Consider the following 2479-nt stretch of genomic DNA (forward strand, 5'->3'; position numbering starts at 1 on the left):
CACGATATTTTGCTGCGAGGTCGCGCTCCTGTTGACCCCCTTCGTCCAATGCCAGGGGCAGCACTCCCCGCGCTGTTCGGACCAGTGATGTACACGGACAGAGGACAGACCAAAAGGGGACATTTTAACTTTGGTTTGACAGATATATACATTAACAAGACGATACAGGCAGTATGTGACACGACAAGTTAACGTAAACAGGTGACATGTAAAGTCTGAGATGGTATCCTTTGCGTCGTACCAATAGAGCGTCCCATGCAGCTGACTTCACTATACTCCGACGAAACGCTGGCCCACAGTGCGAAACCGGATCCGCTTGACGACCTGGTTCGCGCAAGCCCGCCCCGTGAGCGGCTGGCAGGCCGGGCCACCGCTTGGGCCATCGTAGCTTTCCTCGTTGCGGCACTCTGCGCGCCGCTTGAATACTCGACGGCCATACCCGTCGTGGTCGAGGAGCAAGGGCAAGCGCCCGCTGGCGCCGGCCAAGTGCTGTTGCGAGTGGACGCGGCGGTTCTCGATGACGCCTCGCGCAACGCGCTTGCGGTCCTAGCGCCGGGAACTGCAGTGACGTTGGTTGGCGACGCCGGGGCGGCCTATGGCCGCCTGCTGAGTGTTCCCGGAGTCTCCGCCAACGGCGTCGCGGTCGCTGTCCGTCTCTCGCACGCGGCCGGGTCGGGGGTTGCCCCGACCGGCCGCGCGGCGCTGCGTATCCCCACCGGCAGCCGCAACGTCGCTGCCGCATTGGCGGAACTCGCGTTGCCGAAGGCGTTCGAGTAGGCCTGGGCGCAAAAATGGCAGAAATCCGGATGCCGTTTCCAGCCGCAGAATCCGTCGGAAAATGGCTGCGCCGTTGCCGGGACCTCGTCGTTTACCGCCGCAAAACGCCGTCCATCCAACAGATCGAAGTCAGGGAGTGCGGGGCGGCGGCGCTCGGGATCGTGTTGGCGCATTACGGCAGGTGGGTGCCCATCAACGAACTGCGCGTTGCCTGTGGCGTCAGTCGTGACGGTTGCACCGCAGGGGACCTGCAGCGGGCAGCCGACCGTTTCGGCGTCGATCTCAAGGGCAGGAGGTTTCCGTACCGCCACCTGCGCAGCATCCGTCTTCCGGCAATCCTGTTCTGGGAGTTCCAGCACTTTTGCGTCCTTGAGGGATTCCGCGGCAGCGATTTCCTGATTAACGATCCGGCGCAGGGCCATCGCGTGGTGCGCGAGGACGAGTTTGCCAGGTTGTACACCGGGGTCGCGTTCACCCTCGAGCCGCGCCCGGACTTCGTCAGGGGAGGGCGGCCGCCCCGCATTCGCGACAAACTCTGGCCCTGGTTCCGTCCTCACCGGGGGCTGCTCCTCGTCGCCCTTCTCTGCGGCCTGCTCAGTGCGGTTCCAACCCTGGCCGTCCCGCTCCTGCTCGGCGTATTCGTCGACCACGCCTATGCCGGCGCGCTCGGGGACGCGCGCTACATCGTTGGCGCGGTGGCCCTTGCGGCTGTTGCCCTGTTTGCTTTCACCTGGTTGCAGCAACACGCCCTGAACCGGTTGAGCCTGCGCGTGTCGGTCGAGCAGTCGGCGGGTCTCGTCTCGACCCTGCTGCGCCTGCCAAGGGAATACTTCGCGCAACGCCTCGCCGGCGACGTCGCCTCGCGAGTCCACCTCGTCGACAACGTGACCAACGAGGGTTCGACGCAGTTGACCGGCTTGTTCATCGAACTGGTGATCAGCGCCGCCCTGCTGGCGTGGATGGTGTACGCAGACGCGTGGCTGGCAACCGCTGTGCTTGCGGTGGCGGCCGCCAGCGCCGGGGCGCTGCATGTCCTGGTCGGGCTGCGCCTGCACGAGAACCACCGTCTGCGGCAGGAACAAGGCCGATTGGTGGGCGTCGGCGCCATGGGGTTGCGAAGGCTCGAATCGATTCGGGCCTCCGGCACGGAGGCGGCGCTGTTTGCGCGCTGGACCGGCTACCTGGCCCGCGAACTCGGCATCCGGCAACGGTTCGCCGAGTTCGGCGCGGCGATCAGCATGTTTCCGGCGTTGGCGCAGGCGCTGGGCGCCGCCGTCATTCTCTATTTCGGGACGCTTCAGATACTCGGCGGCGAGATGTCCCTCGGAGACCTGGTGGCGTACTTCCTTGTGAGCGCCCGATTTCTCGTTCCGATCGGCCGCTTTGTCGACGCCGCCGACCGGCTCAATGTGCTGGCGGCCGACCTGCAACGGATCGACGATGTGGTGGCGGGACACGAGCCGGCGCCCGCCCTGCGTCAGGAGGAGCAGCCAGGGCAGCGGCTTGCCTACTTCCAAGGCAGGTTGCGCTTGGCCGGCCACCTTGAGATCAAGGGATTGACCTTCGGCTACCGGCGCTCCGCGGCCCCGCTGCTCTCGGACTTCAACCTCGTTATCGAGCCGGGGCAGCGCGTTGCCGTGATCGGGCCGAGCGGTTCCGGCAAGTCAACGCTGGCCATGCTCGTGGGAGGCCTGTGGGAACC

General features: G+C 65.5%; 2 protein-coding genes. Both read left to right on the forward strand.

What is annotated here, in order from left to right; genetic code table 11:
• Window positions 1-255: 255 nt before the first annotated feature.
• Window positions 256-777, forward strand: coding sequence for a hypothetical protein (locus tag OXC99_05285; GenBank protein MCY4624399.1), 522 nt, complete (start codon window positions 256-258; stop codon window positions 775-777).
• A gap of 14 nt (window positions 778-791) precedes the next feature.
• Window positions 792-2479, forward strand: a 1688-nt coding sequence (locus OXC99_05290) for a cysteine peptidase family C39 domain-containing protein (GenBank protein ID MCY4624400.1), incomplete at its 3' end; no start/stop codon positions are given.

This window comes from Chloroflexota bacterium (genome assembly GCA_026713825.1).
Taxonomy (GTDB): Bacteria; Chloroflexota; Dehalococcoidia; order Lucifugimonadales; family UBA1127; genus UBA1127.